The sequence below is a fragment of the Achromobacter sp. 1011811831 genome (assembly GCF_059760905.1).
In genome coordinates this window covers 1-20,695 of record NZ_JCBANG010000043.1, presented here as the reverse complement: position 1 = coordinate 20,695, position 20,695 = coordinate 1, and the positions used below count along the sequence as shown (strand labels likewise).

Sequence of the window (20,695 nt, the reverse complement as noted above, 5' to 3'; positions counted from 1 at the left end):
TGCCCCGGCCGCCGGCAGGCGGGCTACAGCGCGCCCTGCACCACGCGGTTGCGGCCCTGGCGCTTGGCCTGGTAGAGGCCACGGTCGGCCACCTGGATCAGGTCGGTGCAAGGCTGGTCTTCGGCGGGCAGCGCCGTGGCCGTGCCCACGCTGATCGTGAGCCAGGGGCCGCCGCCCGAGTCCTTCTGCGGGATCTGCATGGCTTCCACCGCGCGGCGCAGCTTCTCGGCCACCAGGCGCGCGCTGCCGGCCGGCGTGCCGGGCAGTACCAGGGCGAACTCCTCGCCGCCGAAGCGCGCCGCCAGATCGGTCGAGCGGTCGCAGCTGGCGAAGATGGTGTTGGCCACGCGCTTGAGCGCTTCGTCGCCGGCGATGTGGCCGTAGGTGTCGTTGTAGGACTTGAAGTGGTCCACATCGATCATCAACATGCTGATCTCGCGGCCATCGCGGCGCGCGCGCTGCCATTCGGCGTTCAGGTATTCGTCGAAATAGCGGCGGTTGCCCAGCCCGGTCAGGCCGTCGGAATTGGTCAGGCGGCGCAGTTCCATATTGCTTTCCAGCAGCTGCTGCTGGCTCTGGCGCAGCGCCTGGTAGGCCTCGTCGCGTTGCACCAGCGCCAGGTAGGAGCGCGAGTGGTAGCGGATGCGCGCCACCAGCTCGATGGAATCGGGCAGCTTGACCAGGTAGTCATTGGCGCCGGAGGAGAACGCCGCGCTCTTGATGGCTGGGTCTTCCTTGGTGGACAGCACGATGATGGGGATGTCGCGCGTGACCGGATGGTTGCGGTATTCCTTGACCAGGCTCAGCCCGTCCACGCCCGGCAGCACCAGATCCTGCAGGATCACCGTGGGCCGGGTCTGGATGGCCACGGTCAGCGCCTTGTACGGGTCCGAGCAATAGTGGAAGTCGATGTTGCCTTCCGTGGACAGGGCCCGCCTGATGGCTTCGGCGACCATGACCTGGTCGTCCACCAGCAGGACCATGGCGGCATGCGAATTCAGGTCGGCCGTGATCGGGCTGTCTATGGGAGGGTGCATGGTGCTTTCCTTGAATTACGTACTTTGTCTTGCTTTGCGCGCCGCTCAGGCAAAAGCCTTGATCAGGCGCGGCGCGATTTGGTCCAACGGCCGGATCTCCACGGCGGCCTGCATGGCCGCGGCCGCCTTCGGCATGCCATAGACGGCGCTGGTGGCCTGGTCCTGGGCGATGGTCAGGCAGCCGCGCTCGCGCAACGCCTTCAGCCCCCGGGCGCCGTCCTGCCCCATGCCCGTCAGCAGCACCCCCACCGCCATGCCGCGCCAGTGCTCTGCCACGCTATGGAAAAATACATCAATGGAGGGCCGGTACAAGCTTTCCTTGGGCTTCTCGGTGTAACGCAGGGTACCATCGGCCAGCATGTGCAGATGATCGTCGGTGCCGGCCAGCAACACCTGTCCGGCGGCCGGTTTTTCGCCCTCGCGCACCAGCCTGACGGGCAGCGGCACCTGATCGTTGAGCCAGTCCGCCATGCCGGCGGCGAACGAGGCATCCACATGCTGGACCAGCACGATGCCAGCCGGAAAATCCAACGGAATATCGCGTAACAACTGTGCCAGGGTGGCGGGCCCGCCCGCCGAGGCGCCGATCACCAGCAGGCGCCGGGAATCCGGCTGTTCGCTGGGCCGGGCCACCGGCGTCAGCGTCGGCCGGCTGCCGTAGCGGCCGATCAGCCAGCCGATATTGCGGATCTTGCGCAGCAGCGGCGCCGCCGCGCCGCGCAGGTCGGCGCTTCCAACCACCGGCGTGTCGGCCGCGTCCAGCGCGCCGTAGCCCATGGCGTCGAACACCCGCGCCGTGTGGCGCGCCACGTCCACCGTAACCACCACGATGGCGCAGGGCGTCTCGGCCATGATGCGGCGGGTGGCCTCGACGCCATCCATGACGGGCATGATCAGGTCCATCAGCACGACGTCGGGACGGTCGCGGGCGCATTGCTCGACGGCTTCCTGGCCGTTGGACGCCACCCAGGCCACTTCCAGGCCGGGCTCCAGCGCGATCGCCCGCCGCAGGGTTTCGACCGCGATCTGCAAATCGTTGACGATCCCGATTCTCACGTCTGAGCCCTTCCGATGAGGTCCTCGACGGCATCCAGCAGCGCATCGTCGTGGAAACTGCCCTTGGCCAGGTAATAATCCGCGCCCGCGTCCAGACCCCGCCTGCGATCCTCTTCGCGGTCCTTGTAGGACACTACCATTACCGGCAGGCTTTGCAAACGCGGGTCAGCCTTTATACGGGACACCAGTTCGATGCCGTCCATGCGCGGCATGTCCACGTCCGTGACCACCAGGTCGAAGGCATCGGTGCGCAGCATGTTCCAGCCGTCCATGCCGTCCACCGCCACGGCCACCTCGAAGCCCCGGTTGACCAGCAGCTTGCGCTCCAGCTCGCGCACGGTCAGCGAATCGTCGACCACCAGCACGCGCTTGCGCCGGCGCGCCTGCGCCACCTGGCCGCCGCCGTCCACCCGGGTCAGCCGGCCGCCCTCGATGAGCTTCTGCACCGACAGCAGCATATCCTCGACATCCAGGATCAATAGCGGCCGGCCGTCATCCATCAACGCCCCGGCCATCACGTCCTGCACCTTGCCCAGGCGCGGATCCAGCGGCTGCACGACCACGGTGCGCTCGCCCACGTAGCGGTCCACGGCGATGCCGTACAGCCGTTCGTGGTCGCCCACCAGCACCACGCAGACCGATTCGGCGGCCGGCGCGGGCTCGCCCGAGCGCAGGATCTGGCGCGCCGAGACCAGCCCGACCTGCCGGTCCATGAAGCGGAAATGCTGGTGCCCCTCGAGCTGCTCGATGTCGATCGCCGGCACCTGCAGCGCGTGGCTGACATAGGCCAGCGGGAAGGCGTAGATCTCGTTCTGCACCTCGACCAGCAGGCTGCGCACGACCGATAGCGACAGCGGCATCTCCAGCACGAAGCGCGTGCCCTGCCCCGTGTGCTGATGCACGCGGACCGCGCCGCGCAACTGGCGCACCATGTTCTGGACCACGTCCAGCCCCACGCCGCGCCCGGAAATCTCGGTGACTTCGCCACGCGTGCTGAAGCCGGACAGGAACAGGAATTCCAGCAGTTCGGGTTCGCTCAGGCGCGCGGCCGTCTCGGCGTTGGTCAGCTTGCGCTGCACCACCTCGACCCGCAGCCGGTCCAGCGAGATGCCGCCGCCGTCGTCCGACAGTTCGATCAGCAGCATGCCGGCGGCATGCCGCGCCGACAGGCGGATCAGGCCTTCCGGCGGCTTGCCGGCCTCGATGCGGTCCATCGGCATCTCAATGCCGTGGTCCACCGCATTGCGCAGCAGGTGCATCAGCGGCGCGTCCAGCTTGTCCAGGATGTCGCGGTCGACCTGGGTGGATTCGCCCTCCACCTCCAGCCGCACCTGCTTGCCCAGCGAGCGCCCCAGGTCGCGCACCATGCGCGCCATGCCGCCCAGGCCGTCGCCGAAGGGCCGCATGCGGCAGGCCAGCGCCGTGTCGTACAGCCGCTGCGCCAGATGGCCCATGCGCCAGCCGAACTCGTCGACCTCGGCCGTGCGTTCGGCCAGCTCGCGCTCTGACTGTTCGACGATGCGCTGGGCGTCGTCCAGCGCCGCCTGCACCCGCGCGTCGATCGTCTGGCCGGCCAGCGCCGCGCGCACGCCGTCCAGCGCCTGCCCGGCGCCCGCCTGCATGCGCCGCAGCCGCAGCATGGACGCGCTGAACGGCGCGATCCAGTGTGATTCGACCAGCGTCTCGCTGGACAGGCCCAGCAGCTTGTTCAAGGTATCGGCGGTGACGCGCAGCACGCGCTCGCCTTCGGCCAGGGCCTGGTCGCTGGAGCGCCGCAACGGCACCGGGTCGGACGGCGCGGGCGGCGGATCGTCCGGCCGGTGCAATGGCGGCAGGAAATCGGATGGCCGGGGCTCGCGCGGCGGCGGCGGTGGCGCATCCGGCGGCAGGTTGGGCGCGTTGCTCAGGCGCTCGACCAGCTGGTCGATCTCCGCGCCCAGCTCGACGCCGGGCGTGGCCACGCGCTGCAGCAGGTCCGTGCCCAGCAGCAGCGCGTCGATATCGCTGGCCTGCAGGCGCAGCCGGCCTTCCTGCGCCGCCACCAGGCAGTCTTCCATCGCATGCGCGATGCGCACCGCCGGATGCAGGTCAACGATGCGCGCGGCGCCCTTGAGCGAATGCGCCGCGCGCATGCAGGCTTCCAGCTGCGCGGCCGAGGTCGGGTCGTGCTCCAGCGCCAGCAGGCCGTTGTTCAGCACCTGCACCTGGGTGCGGGTTTCCAGCTGGAACAACTCCAGCAGGGACGCGTCTCGCATCTGGTCCGGGTTCACGCCAGACTCCGTTCCAAGGCTTGCATCAGCAAGGTTTCATCCAGGACGCCCACGCTGTGGCCGCCGCAGCGCGCCACCCCGCGCGAGTATTTCAGGCTGGCGCCCGCCACCGTGGCCGGCAAGGGCTCCAACCGCTCCAGGTCGACGGAATGGATGCCCTCGACCTCGTCCACCGGCAGCACCACGGCGCGGCCCGCGCCGCCGAAGATCAGCATGCGCGCGGCGCCGGCGCGCTCGCGCGGTTCGGGCCCGGCGGCCTCCAGCCCGAGCAGCCGCGCCAGCGACAGGCAGACGGTCAGCGTGCCGCGCACATTGGTCACGCCCAGCACCGTCGGATCGCGCCGGTGCGGCAGCGGCAACACCGGGCGCGTGGCGGCCACCTCGTCCAGCGCCCGGGTCGGCAACCCCAGCCATTCACGGTGCAGCCTGAACACCAACAGCGAGGCGCGCCGAAAGGCGGGTTCGCGCGCCGTCGCGGCGGGGTCGCCGACGGTATCGCCGTCCTCCAGCTCGGCCTGCGGCGGCAGCCGGTCCAGGATGCGCTTGGCGGCGGTGGCGTACACCGGGCAATTGCGGCAATGCACATGTTCGGGAAGCTTTGGACAGCTCTGGTCGCCGCGGATGCCGATGCGGTTCCAGCAGTCGTCCACGTCCGCCAGCGCGGCATGCAGTTCAGTCACGTCGGGCCTCCTGGCGCGCCGCGCGCGCCTGCAGCCTGCGCGCGCCCTCGTGGTCGCCTTCCGAGGCGACCAGCGCGGCCAGGTGCAGCAGGGCTTCGCGATGGTTGGGCTGCAGGTACAGGACCTTGCGGTAGGCGGCCTGCGCCTGGCGGGCATCGCCCGCCGCGTCCTGCAGCAGGCCTTGCAGATAGAAGCCATCGGCGCTGGCGCCATAGCGCTCCAGGTGCGCGCCGCAGCGCGCGATCGCGTCCTGCACGCGCCCCTGGTCCGCCAATGCCTCGATCTGGCGCAGCGAGATCTCGGCCTCGGATTCCGGGCTGGCCGCGACGGCCACGGCCGGCGCAACCGGCGGCAGCGGACGGGCCGGGCCGGGCACGGGCCGCGCCGGCGCGGGCTGGCGCGGCGCGACAAGGCGCGGCGCCGGCTGGACCGACAAGGCGACCGGCTTGAACAAGGGCGCGACAGCCGCCGCCGCATCGGGGCGAGGCCGCGCCAGGAAGGCGAAGCAATGCGGTATCGCCACCGGCGGCAGCCGGCGCGCCGTGAGCAGGCTGGTTTCCGCCGGACCCACGAACAGCACGCCATCGTCGCGCGTGTGGCGCCTGAGCACCTGCACGGCGCGCTCCTGGGTGGCCTGGTCGAAGTAGATCAGCAGGTTGCGGCAGAACACGAAGTCGTAGGCCGGCGCGTGCGCCAGCAGCCCGGCATCGAACAGGTTGCCCGACTGGAAGCGCACCCGCTCCATCACCTGCTGCGACAGCTGGTGGCCGTCGCCGGTCTCGATGAAATGGCGATCGCGGTAGTCCAGCGCATCGCCACGGAAGGAATTGCGCCCGTACAGGCCCCGACGCGCGAACTCGACCACGCGCTCGCTGATGTCCAGCGCATCGATCAGGAAGCGCGAGGCGGGCACGCCGGCGTCCAACAGGGCCATGGCGATGGAATACGGCTCCTCGCCGCTCGAACAGGGCAGGCTCAGCACGCGCAGCACGCGCTCGTCGGCCGCGCCGGCGCCGAACAGCCGCTCGCAGGCCAGCTGCGCCATCGCCTGCTGCGACTCCGGATAGCGGAAGAACCAGGTCTCGGGCACGACCACCGATTCGATCAGCAGCTGCATCTCGGCGGGCGAGGCCTGCACCCGCATCAGGTAATCGCGCTCATCGTCCACGCCGGTCGCGCCCATGCGGTGGCGCACGGCGCGCTCGACCGCGGCCGCGCCGATCGAGCGGCTGTCCAGCCCCATCTTGCGCTTGAGCAGCCCGCTGAACTCGTCGACCAGCATCATGGCGCGGCTCCCGGCCGCGCGTCGTCGGGCGCGGGATACAGCAGCGCCCGCGCCTCGGGCGGCAACAGGTCATCGACGGTCACGGCCTGCACCATGCCGCCGGCGTCGGATAGCACCGGCCCCAGGTAGCGCGCCTGCCGGTTGTCCAGCGCCAGCGGCCGGAAGGCGGCCGGGTCGAAGTGCACGGTCTCGGTGGCCTGCTCCAGGATCAGCCCCAGCACCCGCTCGCCGCCCAGGGCCGGCGCGCGATAGCGCAGCAGCGCCAGCCGCGTGCTGGTGACGGTGGCGGCCTGGCCGCAGCCGGCCAGCGCGCTCATGTCGATGACCGGCACGCCCTCGCCGTGCCTGGACAACAGGCCCGCCACCCAGGCCGGCGTGCCCGGCACGCGCTTGAGCGGACGCCAGCCCAGCACCTCGATGATGTCGGCCGCGTCCAGCGCGTAGCGGTCCCGGCCGATGCGGAACAGCAGGTAAAGCCGCCGCCCCGTGGAAGCGGCGGCTGGCGGCGCGGACAGTGATTCGGTCATGACGGCGGTCACACCTTGAAGCGGGACACGCCGCTGCGCAGGTCGTTGGCCACCAGCGTCAGTTCCTCGATGGCCAGGCTGGACTGGCGCAGCGATTCCACGGTCTGTTGCGCGGCGTCGCTGAGCTGCTGCAGGGCCTGGTTGATCTGCTCGGCGCCGGTGGCCTGGGCCTGCATGCCCTCGTTGACCATCTGGACGCGCGGCGCCAGCGTCTGCACCTGCTGGATGATTTGCGACAGCTGGTCGCCGACCTGCTGCATGTCGGCCATGCCGCGCCGCACTTCCTCGGAGAACTTGTCCATGCCCATCACGCCGGCCGAGACCGAGGACTGGATCTCGCGCACCATCTGCTCGATATCGTAGGTGGCGACGGCGGTCTGGTCCGCCAGGCGGCGGATCTCGGTGGCCACGACCACGAAGCCGCGACCGTATTCACCGGCTTTTTCCGCCTCGATGGCGGCGTTCAGGGACAGCAGGTTGGTCTGGTCGGCCACCTTGGTGATCGTGGTCACGACCTGGGTGATGTTGCCGGCCTTCTCGTTCAGGATGGCCAGCTTGGCGTTGACCGAGCCAGCCGCGTCCACCACGTTGCGCATGGTGTCTTCCATGCGCGCCAGGCCGACCTGGCCGCTGCCGGCCAGCGAGGCGGTCTGCTCGGCCGCGCCCGACACTTCGGTCATGGTGCGCACCAGCTCGCGCGAGGTGGCGGAGATTTCGCGCGAGGTGGCGCCGATCTCGGTGGTGGTGGCCGCCACTTCGGACGCGGTGGCCTGCTGCTGCTTGGACGTGGCGGCGATCTCGGTGACCGAGGTGGCGACCTGCACGGCCGAACGCTGGGTCTTGCCGACCAGGCCGGTCAGCTCGTCCACCATGCCGTTGAAGCCGGTTTCGATGGCATTGAATTCGTCCTTGCGCGCCAGGCGCAGGCGGCGGCTGAGATCGCCGCTGCCGGTCAGCTCCAGGGTGCGGACGATGTCGCGCATGGGATCAACGATGGCGCGCAGCAACAGGTAGCCACAGATGATGGCCGCGACGATGGCCATGGCCAGCGAGATCAGCATGCCGTATTCAGCGGTGTCCACGGCCTTGCCGATGCTGGTGCTGGACAGGTCGGCCTGTGCCTTGTTGGCCGCCACGATCTGGGCGATCAGTTCGCGCCCGGAATAGAAAGCGGGCCGCAACTCGGTCTTGATGCGGGCCTCGGTGCGCGCCAGGTCGACCTGCGTGGACGCGCCCAGGATGTCGGCGCGGATGCGCTTGTATTCCTGCAGCGCCTTCTCGAAGCCGTCGAACATCTTGATATCGTCGGCGCGCGACATGGTGCGGCGGTACTGCTCGACGTTGGTATCCAGCGCCTGGTCGTTCTTGGGCAGCGAATCGAGCAGCGCGCGGCGTTCCTGGTCGGTATCGGCGTGGAAGGCGTCCTGCACCGCCACGAAACCGGCGAACCAGGCCGAGCGGATCTCGGTGCTGTAGTACAGGCCAGGCACCGCATCGTCCCTGATGGTCATGGCCTCCGACTCGATATGCAGCAGCCGACGGTAGTCGACCACCACCATCAGCGTCATGATGGCCAGGATGACCAGGAAGCTGGCGAGGATGCGTTGGCGCAGAGTCAGATTCTTCATGCCGGGAGACCTTGTGCGAGAACGACGCGGTCCGTCATGCGGGCCGCGCCGAGGGATGTTCCCGCGCAGCTTGCGGCGGCGCGGGAACCCCGTCCATTACGGAGGTGTTCAAATTTCCAGCAATTATTGCAAAGCCATCGCCGGCAAGCCATGAAAATAGGGGGGCAACCCCCAATAAAGCGCTTCCGCGTCGGAAAAAAGCAAAGCCCGGTTACAACGGGCTTGTCTTTTTCCCTGCCAAACCGTACCGAAGCCGGCGGTCCGGCCCCGGTTCTCGCGCCGTTCAACCAGCCCAGAGCGCCGACGGCGGCCGGGCCGACACCCAGTCCCGCGCCTGTCCGTAGGCATGGGCCAGCCGCAGCACGTCCAGGTCGCCCTGGGGCGGCCCGATCAGTTGCAGCCCCGCCGGCAGGCCGGCCTGGCCGAAACCGGCCGGCACGCTGATCACCGGGCAGCCGGACAGCGTCCAGGGCGTCACCACCTCCATCCAGCGGTGATAGGTGTCCATGTCGCGGTCCGCGATCCGCTTGGGCCAGTCCAGCTCGGCGTCGAAGGGAAAGACCTGGGCCGTCGGCACCGCCAGGTAGTCGAACTCGTCGAACATGGCCAACACCGTCTGATACCAGGCGCTGCGCTCGGTGGAAGCCTGGTAGACCTGGTGCGCGGTCATGCCGGACAGGCCCTCCACTTCCCAGACCAGCGCCGGCTTGACCAGCGCGCGCTTGGCCGGATCCTGCAGCAGCGCCTGGAACTGGCCGCCCACCATCAGGTGGCGATGCGCCAGCCAGATGCGCCACAGGCGTTCGCCGTCGAACGGCACGCGGTGGGCGTCGACCTCGCAGCCCACCGCCCGCAGATCCTCCAGCGCCGCCTCGCACAGCGCCAGCACGCCCGGCTCCATCGGCAGGTGGCCGCCCCAGTCGCCCAGCCAGCCGATGCGCTTGCCGCGCAGGTCGGCGTCCAGCGGCTGCGCGAACTGCGCCGGATCGCCGGTCAGCGACAAGGGCACGCGGCGGTCATGGCCGGCCAGCACCGACAGCATCAAGGCCACGTCGCGCGGGTTGCGGCCCATCGGTCCTTCGTAGGCCAGCTGCTTGAGGAACACCTCCGGCGCCGGGCCGTAGGGCACGCGGCCCGCCGAGGGGCGAAAACCGTAGACATTGCAGAAGCCCGCCGGATTGCGCAGCGAACCGCCGAAGTCGCTGCCGTCGGCCACCGGCAGCATGCGCGCCGCCAATGCCGCGGCCGCCCCGCCGCTGCTGCCACCGGCGCTGCGCGCCAGGTCATAGGGATTGCGGGTGATGCCGTACACCTGGTTGTAGGTATGCGAGCCCAGGCCGAACTCGGGCACGTTGCTGCGCCCGATGAAGACCGCGCCCACCGCGCGCATGCGCCCGGCGACGATGGAATCGTGCGCCGTCACCTGGTCCTTGAACACCAGCGAGCCCATCGACGTCACCATGCCGCGCACCGCCGTCAGGTCCTTGGGCGCCTGCGGCATGCCATGCAGCCAGCCGCGCCACTGGCCGGCCGCCAGCTCGGCGTCGCGGTCGTCGGCCTCGCGCAGCAGCTCGTCGCTGTCGCGGCGCGCCACGATGGCGTTGACCGCAGGATTGACCCGGTCGATATGCGCCAGATAGGCAACCATGACTTCGCGGCACGACACATGACGCTGGCGTATGGCATCGGACAAGGCGTGCGCCGGCATGGCGACGATGTCGTTCAGGTCGGGCGGTGTGGCTGCGTGCATGCGGGTCTCCTTGTGGCGCCGCCGCCTGCGGCGGCGCGCTGTCGTTTTGTCGGACCGCGGCATCGTGGCCGCGGTCCCCGCGCATATACTACGCCGCCCCGCCGCGCGCGGCGCAAGCGCCCGCTCAGTCCGGCTTGCGTTCCTTGCCGATCAGGTCGACGAGGCCGTCGGACAGCGTCCCGCGCCAGCTCAGGTAGTCATGGCCGCCCTCCACTTCCTGGTGGGTGACGCGATAGCCCTTGGCGCGCAGCACGTCGCGCAGGTGCCGGTTGGTCTCGACGATGCCCGGCTGGCTGCCGCGCCCCATTTCGAAGCGTCCGGCCACCATGTAGAAGCGCACCGGCAGCGTGCGGATGGCGGCGAACTGGCGGGTCAGCCACTGGTCTTCCTCGCCCGTCGGCGCCCACCAATAGGATCCGGACTGGCTCAGTACATTGCCGAACACCTCCGGATGCCGCAGCGCCGCATACGACGAGGCCAGCCCGCCGTAGCTCGAACCGCCGATCACCGTGCGCGCGGCCGGTGCGTACAGGCCCTGCCTGCGCGCCCAGGGCATCAGCTCGCGCGCCAGGAACTCGGCGAAATCGGGATTGGGCGGCAGCTCGGCCGAACGCGAATCGGCGGTGGGATTGGAGATCAGAATCGCGGCGGTGGGCGGGATCGCGCCGGCCGCGATCATGTTGTCCAGGATCACGGGCGTGGGCACCCGGCTCAGGTACGGACCGGCATCGAACAGCACCAGCACGTGATTGTCGGCGCCGGCGGGCTGCCAGCCCGCCGGCCGGTACAGATGGATCTCGCGGGTATTGCCCAGGATGGCGCTCTTGAGTTCCAGGGCCTGCACCGTGCCCGGCGTGACGCCGGCGCGCGGCGCGATCCAGGGCTGCGGCGGCGCATCGGCCAGTTCCAGCGCCGAGGAATACTGGAAGGGATCGATGCCGCGCGCCGGATAGGCCTTGGCATTGAGCGGATCGGCCTGCGCGGTGGCCAGGATGGCGCGCCGGCGCTGGCCGTCCGAGGCTGGCAGCTCGGGCACGTCCGGCGCCAGCCGGTACGACAGGCGCGCCGTGCGCGGCAGCGCGAAACTGCGGTACCAGACATCGGACTGGCCCAGGCGCTCCAGTTGCGCGTGGTCCGAGGTCGGGCTGCCGAACAGCCGCACATTGCGCTCGGCCCCGCGCCACAGGAAGGTGACGAGATCGCGCTTGTCGTCCAGCCGCTCGACCAGCGGCGCGCCCTGCTGCGCCACCTCGCGCCAGAAGGCGGCGGTGTCGCCGCCCTGCCCCAGCGTGCGCGCCAGCGCGGCGATGCGCGGGCTGTCGATCCCGGGCGCGGGCGCCTGCTGCGCCGACAGCGGCAGGCGCTCGACCACCTTGAACTGGTAAGCGCCGTCGCCCTGCGCCCGCAGCGTGTAGCGGCCGGTCGCCGGCGCCACCAGCATCAGCGCCCCGGCGGGCTTTTCGGCGTCGCTCAAGCGCCGCAGGTGCCGGCCGTCGGCGTCCAGCAGGTCCAGCGTGACGCCGCTGGCGGCGGCCCAGGTGCCGCTCAGGTAATCGCCGCGTTCCAGGTCGAGCCGGGTATCGACCGGCGCGCGCGGCGTGACCACGCCCTGCGCCTGCTGCGCCGACACCGCGCCCGCCCAGGCCAGGATCAGCCCGGCGGCGCGCCAGGCATGGCGTTGCGCCATCTTGTGCTTCATGGATGCTCCCGCGGGTCTGCCCGCAAGTGATATGTAAATAGAAATCTATTTCATTATCACAGAAAAACGGGGCCAGCTTGCTGCCGCCGCCCCGCCCTTCAGGGAAACAGGCGCTGCGCCAGATGGTCGATGAAGACCCGCAGCTTGGGAGAAACATGCCGGCTGGCCGGCCACAGCGCCCACAGCGTGCCGTTGCCCCGGGTGCGCTCTTCCATGACGATGCGCAGGCTGCCCCCGGCCAGCTCCCGGCGCACGGTGAAGTCCGGCAGGCAGACGATGCCCTGTGCGTTCAGCGCCAGGTGGATGCGCATCTCCACGCTGTTGCAGACGAGTGTCAGCGGCAGTTCGGGCGCCTGCGCCTCGGCCGCCGTCTTCAGCGGCCAGCGTTCGAGCCGGCCGGTGCTGGGATAGCGGTAATGCAGGCAGGCGTGGCGCTGCAGGTCGGCGGCCTTGCGCGGCTCGCCGTGCTGGCGCAGGTACTCGGGCGACGCCACCAGGATGCGGCGGAACGCGCCCAGCCGGCGGCGCTTGAGTCCGGAATCGTCCATCTCGCCCGTGCGCACCACGGCGTCGTAGCCGTCGCCGATCACGTCGACCATGCGGTCGGTGAAATCCAGGTCCAGCGATACATCGGGATAGCGCTGCATGAACTCGGCGATGGCCGGCTCGAACAGGCCGCTGTAACGCGGCAGGCTCACCCGCAGCTTGCCGCGTGGCGCGTCGGATGCCTCGGACAGCTCCAGCTCGGCCGCCTCGACCTCGCACAGGATGCGGCGGCAGCGCTCCAGGAACTTCTCGCCCTCCGGCGTCAGGGCGATATGCCGCGTGCTGCGGTGAAACAGCCGCACTTTCAGCCGTTCCTCCATGCGTGCCACGCTCTTGCCCACCGCCGACGGCGACACGCCCAGCACGCGTCCCGCCTCGGAAAAACTGCGCGTTTCCGCCACCAGCACGAACACGCTGATGCCGCTCAGGCTGTCCATCGCTACCGCTCCCCGGCTTGCCGCGACAGCGTCGCGGACTTCTGCATTACGGACTTCAATGTCCTGAATATTCGGAATACTAGCCTGTTTTTCTTTAACGGCCAGCCCCCTATTCTTGCCGGGACCGTGGCGCCAGGCGCGCCTCTCCTCTTGGCTTCCCGCAACATGACGACTGACCCGAACTCCGTTTCCACCACTTCCCGGCGCTGGCTGCAGCTGCTTTCCGCCTGCCTGACCGCCCTGCTCATCCCGCTCTGCTTCACCGGCCCTGCCGTGGTGCTGCCATCCATCAGCCAGGCCCTGGGCGGCACGCCCGTCGAGCTGAACTGGGTGCTCAACGGCTACATCCTGGCCTATGGCAGCGTCATCATGGTGGCCGGCAGCCTGGTCGACCTGATCGGCCCGCGCCGCGTCTGGCTGCTGGGCCTGGCGCTGTTCTGCGCCGCCACCTTCCTGCTGCCGCTGGCGCCGTCGGTCTTCTGGATGGACGTGCTGCGGCTCGCCCAGGGCACGGGCGGCGCGGCCGCCTTCGCCGCCGCCATGTCCTCGCTGGCGCCGCTGTTCCACGGCGCGGCGCGCGCCCGCGCCTTCAGCCTGCTGGGCACCACCTTCGGCATCGGCCTGTCCTTCGGTCCGCTGGCCTCCGGCTGGCTGGTCGAGGCGGCGGGATGGCAATGGGTGTTCCTGGCCACCGGCCTGGTCGGCCTGCTGGGCGCGGCCATGGTCGCGGCCAGCGTGCGCGCGGCGCCCGCCGGCATGCGCGGCCGGCTCGACTGGCGCGGCGCGCTCTGCTTCACCGGCGCGCTGGGCCTGTTCACCTGCGGCATGCTGCTGGCGCCCGAAACCGGCTGGAGCAGCCCCGGCGTGCTGGCCGCGCTGCTGGCCTCGGCCGTGCTGACCGTGGTGTTCGTGCGCGTCGAACGCCGCGTCGCCAGCCCGCTGCTGGAGCTGGGCCTGTTCCGCAACGCCCGCTTCGTCGGCGTGCAGGCGCTGGCCGCCTCGCCCGCCTTCCTTTTCATCGCGCTGATCGCCATGCTGCCGGGCCGCTTCATCGGCATGGATGGCTACGGCGCGCTGGCGGCCGGCCAGCTCATGATCGGCCTGGCCGCGCCGCTGCTGGTCGTGCCCTTCCTGGCCGCGCTGCTGACGCGCTGGTTCAGCCACGGCCTGCTGTCGGCGGCGGGCCTGCTGGTCGCGGCTTGCGGCCTGCTCCTGCTGGAAGACGCCCTGGCGCAAGGCGGCGGCCTGCTCCTGCCCATGGGCCTGATCGGCGCCGGCATCGGCCTGCCCTGGGGCCTGATGGACGCGCTGGCGGTCAGCGTGGTCGACAAGGACAAGGTCGGCATGGCCACCGGCATCTTCAACACGGTGCGGGTATCGGCCGACGGCGTGGCCATCGCGGTGCTGAGCGCGCTGCTGGCCTTCCTGATCCAGGCGCGGCTGGGCGCGGCGCTGCCCGCCGACCCCGCGCTGGCCCTGGCCGCGAACCGCGCGGCGCTGGGCCAGCTGGCCGAGGCGTCCGCCCTGCTGCCGGGCGCGGCCGACCTGCTGCGCCAGAGCTACGGCCAAGCCTTCGGCGTCGTGCTGCGGGTGCTGGCGGCCATCGCGGTGCTGACCGCCGTGCTGATCTACGCGCTGCTCGGCAGGCGCGAAGGCGCGCGCGCCGGGGGCCGCGCCACGGCCTGAGTGGCCGCCCTGCCCCGGGGAGCATGCGTGCCGCCGGGACCGGCCCGCCTCGCTCGCCGCGAGGCGCCGACCTGCCCGCCGCCACGCTTGCGCCAGATCAAGCCGGCCCGCTGTGGCGCGCTCTAAGATCGCCTGCCTTCACTTCCGCCCGGAGACGATCTTGGACACGCCGCCCCTCTGCACTGAAGACGATATCCGGGACCTGGTCGAGACCTTCTATGGCAAGGTCCGTTCCGACGCGCTCCTGGGACCCGTGTTCAACGGCATGGTCCATGACTGGGACGAGCACCTGACGCGGCTGTCGGACTTCTGGTCGGCCGTGCTGCTGGGCACGCGGCGCTTTGCCGGCATGCCCATGCCCACGCATGTGGCCATGCCCAATCTCAGCGCCGCCCTGTTCGAACGCTGGCTGGCCCTGTTCGGCCAGACCACCGCCGCGCTGCCCAACCGCCCGATGGCCGACGCCGCGATGCAGATGGCGCAGCGCATGGCGCGCAGCCTCTGGTACGGCTACCAGCTCAGCCGCGATCCCAGCCTGCCGCTGGCCGAGCTGCGGCCGGCCGCGCCGCCCCACTGAAGACGGCCGGACAACACCCCGCATCGTTCCCGGCCAACCGCGCTCAGCGCAGCGTCCACCAGGCCGGCAACAGCGCGCGCACCTTGGCGCGGCGATAGCGGTCGTCGATCAGGTGCACGGTGCCGCTGTCGTGCTCCGTGCGGATCACGCGGCCGGCCGCCTGCACCACCTTCTGCATGCCCGGGTAAAGATAGGCGTAGTCGTAGCCGTGTTCCTGGCCATAGCGCGCGTCCAGCAGGCGCCGCATGTTCTCGTTCACCGGATTGACCTGCGGCAGGCCCAGCGTGGCGATGAAGGCGCCGATCAGCCGCTTGCCGGGCAGGTCCACGCCCTCGGCGAAGGCCCCGCCCAGCACCGCGAAGCCCACGCCGCGCCCCTCTTCCGTGAAGCGCGCCAGGAAGGCCGCGCGGCCCGCCTCGTCCATGCCCGGCGTCTGCTGCCAGACCGGCACCTGCGGATGGCGCGCGCGCATCAGCTCGGCCACGCGCGCCAGATAGTCGAAGCTGCTCAGGAAGCCCAGGTAGTTGCCCGGCCGGCTGGCGTACTGGCTGGCGATCAGGTCGGCGATAGGCTCGAGCGAACGCTCGCGGTCGCGGTAGCGCGTGGACACATGGCCGGCCACTCGCACGTCCAGCTGCTCGGCCCGGAACGGCGCGGCCACGTCGATCCAGTCGGTGGCGGCGGGCAGGCCCAGCGTGTCCTGGAAGAAGCGCGGCGGACTGAGCGTGCCCGAGAACAGCACCGTGGCATGCGCCGTCGCGAAGCGTCCGGCCAGGTGCGGCGCCGGAATCACGTTGCGCACACACAGCGTGGACAGCGGCGTCTTGGCCCCGGCCGCGCCCGGCTGCGCCAGCGTGGCGTCGAACAGCGCGTGCGGGCCGTACAGCTCGGCCAGGCGCTGGAAGTGCAGCGCCTCGAAATGGAAGGCCAGCACCGGATCGTCCTGCCCCAGCGGCATCTCGGCCAGCACCTCGGTGATCGCCGCCGTGGCCTTCTGCAACGCCGCCAGCACGCCCGCCGGCGGCGCGTCATAGGCCTGGTACGGCTCGGCCTGCTTGCGGTTGAAGGCCTGCCAGGAGCGGTGCAACCCGTCCAGCGCCTTCTTCAGTGGCTTGGGCGCGGCCTGGCGCGCGCCGGCCAGCGTGGCCTGCGACAGCTCGGCGGTGTACATGCGGCGCGCGCGGTCGACCAGGTTGTGCGCCTCGTCCGCCAGCACCGCGACCTTCCACTGGCCGGCCTGCGTCAGCGCGTGCAGCATGGCCGTGGCGTCGTAGTAATAGTTGTAGTCGCCCACCACCACGTCGCTCCAGCGGGTCAGCTCCTGCGCCAGGTAGTAGGGGCAGACGCCGTGGGCCGCCGCTACCTGGCGCAGCGCGGCGGCGTCCATGCGGCCGTGCGCCAGCGCGCCGGCGCGGGCCGGCGGCAGGCGGTCGTAGAAGCCTCGCGCCAGCGGGCAGGACTCGCCGTGGCAGGCCTTGTCCGGATGCTCGCAGAGCTTGTCGCGCGCCTGCAGTTCCAGCACCCGCAGGCCGGGCGCGGCCGGCTGCGCGTTCAGCGTGTCCAGCGCCTGCAGCGCCAGCGCGCGGCCCGGCCCCTTGGCGGCCAGGAAGAACAACTTGTCCAGGCCGGCCTCGGGCGCGGCCTTGAGCAGCGGGAACAGCGTGCCCAGCGTCTTGCCGATGCCGGTCGGCGCCTGCGCCAGCAGGCAGCCGCCGTCGCGCGCCTTGCGGTAGGCGGCCACCGCCAGCTCGCGTTGGCCGCTGCGGAACGCGTGCGGAAAGCGCAGCGCCGCCAGCGCCTCGTCGCGCGCGCGGCGATGCGCCTGTTCCTGCCGCGCCCAGGCCAGGTAGCGCTCGCAATGCGCGTTGAAGAACGCTTCCAGCTCGGCGGCCGGATGCGTCTCGGCCAGCACGGTTTCCTCTTCGGTGGCGACGTTGAAATACACCAGCGCCACCGTCAGGCTGGCCAGCCCGCGCGCCTGGCACAGCAGATGGCCGTAGACCTTGGCCTGCGCCCAGTGCGCGGCGCGGTGGTTCTCGCGCACGCTGTCCAGGCGCCCGCGATAGGTCTTGATCTCTTCCAGGCGCTTGGCGACGGGGTCGTAGCCGTCGGCGCGGCCGCGCACCAGCAGTTCGCCGTATTCGCCGGACAGGGCGATCTCGGTTTCATAGCCGGGGCCGCGCCGGCCCGTCACCACGCCGTGCCCGGCCACGCCTTCCTGGCCGGTCGGCGCGGGCGTGAAGCGCAGGTCCAGGTCGCCGGCGCGCGCGGTGAACTCGCACAGGGTGCGCACGGCGGCCACGCAGCTCATCGGCCGTCTCCCTGCGCGGCAGGCGCGGCTTCCATGTCCTGCCAGCGCACATGGCAGACGCTGACGGGCATGCCATGAGACAGGCAATAGTCCAGCCAGCGGATCTGGTTGTCCTGCAGCTTGTCGCCGGGGCCCTTCACCTCGACCAGCTCGTAGCGCCTTTCCGCCGGCCAGAAGCGGATCAGGTCAGGCAGGCCGGAACGGTTGATCTTGACGTCCGACAGCAGGCGCTCGAACACGCGCTTCAGATGAGCCGCCGGCACGCAGTCCAGCGCCAGCGCCAGCAGCGGTTCGGACAGCGCGTCCCACGATACGAAGGGAGACTGCAGGCCCTGCTTGTCGCGGTAGCGGCGCCATATCTCGTCGCGATATTCCGGCGTGTCCAGCAGCGCGAGGCAGGCCTGGAACTGCGCGGCGCGCCGTGCCGGAAAATCGGGCGCGCCCAGGTCGGCGGGGCCGCGCTGGAACGGATGGAAGAATGCGCCCGGCACCGGCGCGAACACCGCCGGCCAGCACAGCAGACCGAACAGCGCATTGAACAGCGTGTTCTCGACATAGTGCGCCGGCGTCTCGTCGCGGTGCCAGTGGTCGCGCACGGCCAGTTCCACCGGCAGGCCGTCCGCCGGCCGGGGCAGCACCAGGTCGTGGCGCGGCGCCGTGCGCAGCCCGGCGGCCGGCGGCCGGGGCTGACCCAGCGCCCGCCGCAGGCGCGGCAACATGCGCGCCACCCGCTGCGCTTCCTCTTCGCTTTCAGGCGCGGCCAGGGCCTGTTCCGCCAGCGCCAGCGCCTCGGGCAACAATGTCATGCGTTCGTGCACGCGGATGCGGCGGTGGCGCGCGCCCGGATAGGCGCATTGCGCGTACACCCGTTCCGCCGCCGGCCAGTCGCCCGCCCGCTCGCAGGCCTGGCCGATGCGCAGCAGCACCTTGGCGCGGCGCTGCTCCAGCCAGTGATTGGCGCTGGCGCAGGCCTGGACCTGAGCCAGCAAGGCGTCCAGCCGCGCGCCCGTCGTCGCCAGCGGCGTCTCGTCCAGCGCCGCGCGGCAGGCGTGCAAAGCCAGATAGCGGTCCACGTCGGCGCGCGACTGGAACGCGCGCGAGGCCGCGTCGAAAGGCACGCTCTCGTACTGGAACACGCCCAGGTCGGCCAGCACGAACTCCGACCAGTCCTGATGCAGGTTGCCGAAGAACATCAGCCGGAAGCGCTCGCAGACCTCGCCCGCCATCAGGCGCCAGACGGCTTCGCCGGCGTCCGGATGCCAGTCCCGATAGGGTTTCGCGTCGGGCTGCCGGGCGCGCAGCGCGTCCAGCAGCTCGGCCTTGCGCGCCGACGCGGGAAGATGGGGAAACAGCCGCAGCAATTCGGGCTTGGTATGCAGGCCGAACAGCTCGTCCGGCGTCATGGCCGCGTCCCGGTCCAGCCAGCCCAGCGCCTCCAGCGGCGCGGCGGCCGTCTCGGCCGGGCCGATTTCCTCGTAGTTCAGGCCGCTGGCGCGGAACCACGGCCCGCGCCGCAGCAGCAGCCGAGCCAGCAGCGCCTGCGACGGCCGCGGCAGCGCCGCGTAGTCGGCGACGAAGCGACGCTGCGGTTCGTCCAGCACATCGTCATAGCGCTCGGCCACCCAGGCCAGCGCGCGCTGGAAGTTGTGCAGGTAGTAATAACGGTGGGGAGGAAACATCGGCCGGGCCGGCGGGCTGGAAATAACTGGATATTTATCCAGCAATCATAGCAGGCGCCGCCCGGCGCGGTTCAGCCCTCCAGCGTGAATTGCGGCAGCACGATGTCGTCCGACACCCGCTCGAAGCAGACCCGCACCCGGCTGCCGATGCGCACCGCCTCGGGCGGGCTGTCGACGATGTTGGCCATCATGCGCACGCCTTCGTCCAGGTCGATCGCCGCGACCACATAGGGCACCCGCTCGCCGAAGGCCGCGCCCGCGCCGCGCCGGTTGATGGTGTAGGTGTACACGGCGCCCTTGCCGCTGCACTCGATCCAGCCCAGGTCTGCCGACAGGCAGGCGGTGCAGAATTCGCGCGGGAAGAACTGGCGCGCCTTGCAATGGGCGCACTGCTGGATCACCAGGCGGCCCTCCCTGGCCGCGTCCCAATACGGCTGGGTGACGCGGGTGGGTTGCGGCAGCGGACGTTGCACGGTTTCCATGGTCAGGCTCCGAGGATCAGGGTGGTATTGCAGGAAAACACCAGGCCGGGCGCGTGCACCAGCGCCAGCTCGGCCTTGGGCAGTTGCCGCTCGCCGCATTCCTTGCGCAGCTGGTGCACCGCTTCGAGCAGCAGCAGCATGCCGAACTGTCCGGGATGGTTGTAGGACAGGCCGCCGCCCGAGGTGTTGATGGGAAAGTCCCCGCCGGGCGCCAGCCGGCCGCCGGCCACGAAGGCGCCGCCCTCGCCGCGCTTGCAGAAGCCCAGCTCCTCCAGCGACTGGATCACGCCGATGGTGAAGTGGTCGTATATCTGCACCACGTCGATGTCCTGGCGCGTGACGCCGGCCATCGCCAGCGCCGCGTCCGCCGTCGCCGCCACGCTGGTGTCGAGCCAGTCGGACGTGTTGAACGGCGTGTAGTGATGCGAAAAGGATTCGGCGATGCCCAGCACGTGCACCGGCGGGCGGCGCAGCGAGCGGGCGCGCTCGGCCGTGGTCAGGATGAAGGCGCCGCCGGCATCGGTCACCAGGCAGCAGTCGCGCTGGCGCAGCGGGTCCGCGATCAGGCGCGAGGCCATCACCTCGTCGATCGACGTGTCCTCGCGCCGGTAGGCATGGGGATTGAGCTGCGCCCATTTGCGCGCCGCCACCGCCACCTCCGCCAGGTCGCGATGGGTGGTGCCGTAGCGCTGCATGTGCAGCTGCGCCACCATCGCGTAGTAGCCGATGGGACTGAGCTGGCCATAAGGCGTGATGAACTGCCCGCGCGGCATGCGCATGTCCTCGGGCGTGCCGCCGACCTTGCGCGAGCCGTCCGACAGCTGGGTGCTGCCGTAGGCCACCAGCGCCACCTCGCACATACCCGCCTGGATCGCCGCCATCGCGTGGCGCACGTGCATGACGTTGGACATGCCGCCGACGCTGGTCGAATCGACGTAGCGCGGACGGATGCCCAGGTATTCGGCCAGCTGCAGGCCGGCGCACTATGTCGAGAACACGCTGTTCAATGCGCTGTTCGGTCTGCTGTGCTGGCCGGCGGTGTTCG

16 protein-coding genes are annotated in these 20,695 nt (G+C 70.5%); 2 read left to right on the top strand and 14 right to left on the bottom strand.

Features of this window, described 5'->3' with window-relative positions; all coding sequences use genetic code 11:
* Positions 1 to 23: 23 nt before the first annotated feature.
* The 10 genes from AC6LJ9_RS17095 to AC6LJ9_RS17050 all read right to left on the bottom strand — a co-directional run bounded on the left by AC6LJ9_RS17095 (position 24) and on the right by AC6LJ9_RS17050 (position 12,915).
* Positions 24 to 1,037 carry a diguanylate cyclase gene (locus AC6LJ9_RS17095; protein ID WP_498148490.1) on the bottom strand — a complete coding sequence of 338 codons (1,014 nt, stop codon included), beginning with the start codon at positions 1,035 to 1,037 and terminating at the stop codon, positions 24 to 26.
* Between the two features lie 45 nt (positions 1,038 to 1,082).
* Positions 1,083 to 2,093: a chemotaxis response regulator protein-glutamate methylesterase gene (locus AC6LJ9_RS17090; protein WP_103274773.1), complete on the bottom strand. Its 1,011-nt coding sequence runs from the start codon at positions 2,091 to 2,093 to the stop codon at positions 1,083 to 1,085.
* On the bottom strand, positions 2,090 to 4,363 hold the full coding sequence (locus AC6LJ9_RS17085; RefSeq protein ID WP_498148489.1) for a hybrid sensor histidine kinase/response regulator: 2,274 nt from the start codon (positions 4,361 to 4,363) through the stop codon (positions 2,090 to 2,092). Before AC6LJ9_RS17085 ends, AC6LJ9_RS17090 begins: the two co-directional genes overlap by 4 nt.
* Positions 4,360 to 5,043, bottom strand: coding sequence for a chemotaxis protein CheW (locus tag AC6LJ9_RS17080; protein ID WP_498148488.1), 684 nt, complete (start codon positions 5,041 to 5,043; stop codon positions 4,360 to 4,362). Before AC6LJ9_RS17080 ends, AC6LJ9_RS17085 begins: the two co-directional genes overlap by 4 nt.
* Complete coding sequence (locus AC6LJ9_RS17075) at positions 5,036 to 6,328, bottom strand: CheR family methyltransferase (RefSeq protein ID WP_498148487.1); 1,293 nt, start codon at positions 6,326 to 6,328, stop codon at positions 5,036 to 5,038. Before AC6LJ9_RS17075 ends, AC6LJ9_RS17080 begins: the two co-directional genes overlap by 8 nt.
* Positions 6,325 to 6,855 (bottom strand): chemotaxis protein CheW, encoded by a 531-nt coding sequence (locus AC6LJ9_RS17070; RefSeq protein WP_498148486.1) that lies wholly within the window; start codon positions 6,853 to 6,855, stop codon positions 6,325 to 6,327. Before AC6LJ9_RS17070 ends, AC6LJ9_RS17075 begins: the two co-directional genes overlap by 4 nt.
* An 8-nt stretch (positions 6,856 to 6,863) precedes the next feature.
* Positions 6,864 to 8,483 carry a methyl-accepting chemotaxis protein gene (locus AC6LJ9_RS17065; protein WP_498148485.1) on the bottom strand — a complete coding sequence of 540 codons (1,620 nt, stop codon included), beginning with the start codon at positions 8,481 to 8,483 and terminating at the stop codon, positions 6,864 to 6,866.
* A 283-nt stretch (positions 8,484 to 8,766) separates the two neighbouring features.
* Positions 8,767 to 10,233, bottom strand: coding sequence for an amidase (locus AC6LJ9_RS17060; RefSeq protein ID WP_498148484.1), 1,467 nt, complete (start codon positions 10,231 to 10,233; stop codon positions 8,767 to 8,769).
* A gap of 124 nt (positions 10,234 to 10,357) precedes the next feature.
* The gene (gene fes, locus AC6LJ9_RS17055; RefSeq protein ID WP_498148483.1) at positions 10,358 to 11,932 is read right to left on the bottom strand and encodes an enterochelin esterase; all 1,575 of its coding nucleotides are present in this window, start codon (positions 11,930 to 11,932) and stop codon (positions 10,358 to 10,360) included.
* A gap of 98 nt (positions 11,933 to 12,030) precedes the next feature.
* Positions 12,031 to 12,915 (bottom strand): LysR family transcriptional regulator, encoded by an 885-nt coding sequence (locus AC6LJ9_RS17050; protein ID WP_498148482.1) that lies wholly within the window; start codon positions 12,913 to 12,915, stop codon positions 12,031 to 12,033.
* Positions 12,916 to 13,080: 165 nt separating this feature from the next.
* Here AC6LJ9_RS17050 and AC6LJ9_RS17045 point away from each other — a divergent pair, with 165 nt between their 5' ends.
* Positions 13,081 to 14,601: an MFS transporter gene (locus AC6LJ9_RS17045; protein ID WP_498148481.1), complete on the top strand. Its 1,521-nt coding sequence runs from the start codon at positions 13,081 to 13,083 to the stop codon at positions 14,599 to 14,601.
* Between the two features lie 160 nt (positions 14,602 to 14,761).
* Positions 14,762 to 15,178, top strand: coding sequence for a group III truncated hemoglobin (locus AC6LJ9_RS17040; RefSeq protein WP_498148480.1), 417 nt, complete (start codon positions 14,762 to 14,764; stop codon positions 15,176 to 15,178).
* Between the two features lie 43 nt (positions 15,179 to 15,221).
* On the opposite strand, the gene AC6LJ9_RS17035 is transcribed toward AC6LJ9_RS17040, so the two are convergent.
* The 4 genes from AC6LJ9_RS17035 to AC6LJ9_RS17020 all read right to left on the bottom strand — a co-directional run bounded on the left by AC6LJ9_RS17035 (position 15,222) and on the right by AC6LJ9_RS17020 (position 20,561).
* The gene (locus AC6LJ9_RS17035) at positions 15,222 to 17,489 is read right to left on the bottom strand and encodes an ATP-dependent DNA helicase (protein ID WP_498148479.1); all 2,268 of its coding nucleotides are present in this window, start codon (positions 17,487 to 17,489) and stop codon (positions 15,222 to 15,224) included.
* A complete protein-coding gene (locus tag AC6LJ9_RS17030) occupies positions 17,486 to 19,168 on the bottom strand; it encodes a VRR-NUC domain-containing protein (RefSeq protein ID WP_498148478.1) in 1,683 nt (560 codons plus the stop codon). Before AC6LJ9_RS17030 ends, AC6LJ9_RS17035 begins: the two co-directional genes overlap by 4 nt.
* 71 nt (positions 19,169 to 19,239) lie before the next feature.
* Positions 19,240 to 19,650: a Zn-ribbon domain-containing OB-fold protein gene (locus tag AC6LJ9_RS17025; protein WP_498148477.1), complete on the bottom strand. Its 411-nt coding sequence runs from the start codon at positions 19,648 to 19,650 to the stop codon at positions 19,240 to 19,242.
* 2 nt (positions 19,651 to 19,652) lie between these two features.
* Positions 19,653 to 20,561 carry a thiolase C-terminal domain-containing protein gene (locus AC6LJ9_RS17020; protein ID WP_498148476.1) on the bottom strand — a complete coding sequence of 303 codons (909 nt, stop codon included), beginning with the start codon at positions 20,559 to 20,561 and terminating at the stop codon, positions 19,653 to 19,655.
* Between the last annotated feature and the right edge of the window lie 134 nt (positions 20,562 to 20,695).

Bases quoted from the DNA above. Each gene is read 5' to 3' on its own strand.
- AC6LJ9_RS17050 (WP_498148482.1), bottom strand. From the start codon at position 12,915: ATGGACAGCCTGAGCGGCATCAGCGTGTTCGTGCTGGTGGCGGAAACG.
- AC6LJ9_RS17035 (WP_498148479.1), bottom strand. From the start codon at position 17,489: ATGAGCTGCGTGGCCGCCGTGCGCACCCTGTGCGAGTTCACCGCGCGC.
- fes (WP_498148483.1), bottom strand. From the start codon at position 11,932: ATGAAGCACAAGATGGCGCAACGCCATGCCTGGCGCGCCGCCGGGCTG.
- AC6LJ9_RS17065 (WP_498148485.1), bottom strand. From the start codon at position 8,483: ATGAAGAATCTGACTCTGCGCCAACGCATCCTCGCCAGCTTCCTGGTC.
- AC6LJ9_RS17020 (WP_498148476.1), bottom strand. From the start codon at position 20,561: ATGTCCAACGTCATGCACGTGCGCCACGCGATGGCGGCGATCCAGGCG.
- AC6LJ9_RS17025 (WP_498148477.1), bottom strand. From the start codon at position 19,650: ATGGAAACCGTGCAACGTCCGCTGCCGCAACCCACCCGCGTCACCCAG.
- AC6LJ9_RS17045 (WP_498148481.1), top strand. From the start codon at position 13,081: ATGACGACTGACCCGAACTCCGTTTCCACCACTTCCCGGCGCTGGCTG.
- AC6LJ9_RS17030 (WP_498148478.1), bottom strand. From the start codon at position 19,168: ATGTTTCCTCCCCACCGTTATTACTACCTGCACAACTTCCAGCGCGCG.
- AC6LJ9_RS17070 (WP_498148486.1), bottom strand. From the start codon at position 6,855: ATGACCGAATCACTGTCCGCGCCGCCAGCCGCCGCTTCCACGGGGCGG.
- AC6LJ9_RS17095 (WP_498148490.1), bottom strand. From the start codon at position 1,037: ATGCACCCTCCCATAGACAGCCCGATCACGGCCGACCTGAATTCGCAT.
- AC6LJ9_RS17060 (WP_498148484.1), bottom strand. From the start codon at position 10,233: ATGCACGCAGCCACACCGCCCGACCTGAACGACATCGTCGCCATGCCG.
- AC6LJ9_RS17075 (WP_498148487.1), bottom strand. From the start codon at position 6,328: ATGATGCTGGTCGACGAGTTCAGCGGGCTGCTCAAGCGCAAGATGGGG.